This window comes from Ralstonia sp. RL (genome assembly GCF_001683835.1).
GTDB classification, from domain to species: domain Bacteria; phylum Pseudomonadota; class Gammaproteobacteria; order Burkholderiales; family Burkholderiaceae; genus Ralstonia; species Ralstonia mannitolilytica.
On the sequence record NZ_LWRX01000070.1, the window covers coordinates 1 to 447 of the forward strand.

Sequence of the window (447 nt, forward strand, 5' to 3'; positions counted from 1 at the left end):
AAGGAATAAAGAAAGGAGAGCAGCGCATTGAGCCGGTCACGCGGGGGGCGACGGGTACGCCCATCCATGCGAAAATCTCTCCGTGCGGCCGGGCGTATGAGGAAATTGAGCGCAGCAAAATACTGGCGTGCCGCCTCCCCTTCGATGCCGCGCAAGGTATCGAAATCATCGGCAGCAGGTAGCGCACGCAAGGCCGCCGCCAGATCGTTGGCCCCGCGTGCAAGCACGGCAGCATCGTCTTCCGCTTTGCTCTCGCGGGCGCCGCGCAAGAGTACCTGCCGACAATTGCGCACCTTGCCGGCAATGCAGTTGCGTGCCACCCCCATCGCAAATGAGGAGTCGCCGGCCAAGCGGTATTGCGCTTGGCGAAGCAGCACGTTGCCGGAGACAGCTCCTTCCAGTCGCGCCTTGAAACGGCCATTGGCATCAAGCAGCACAAGAGCAACC

At 62.2% G+C, this 447-nt stretch carries 1 protein-coding gene; it reads right to left on the reverse strand.

Translation table 11 applies throughout. The annotated features are described in order from the left end of the window. Window positions 1-447 (reverse strand): CRISPR-associated endonuclease Cas1 (cas1, locus tag A6M56_RS07585; RefSeq protein WP_286757979.1); only part of this gene is annotated, 447 nt, incomplete at both ends.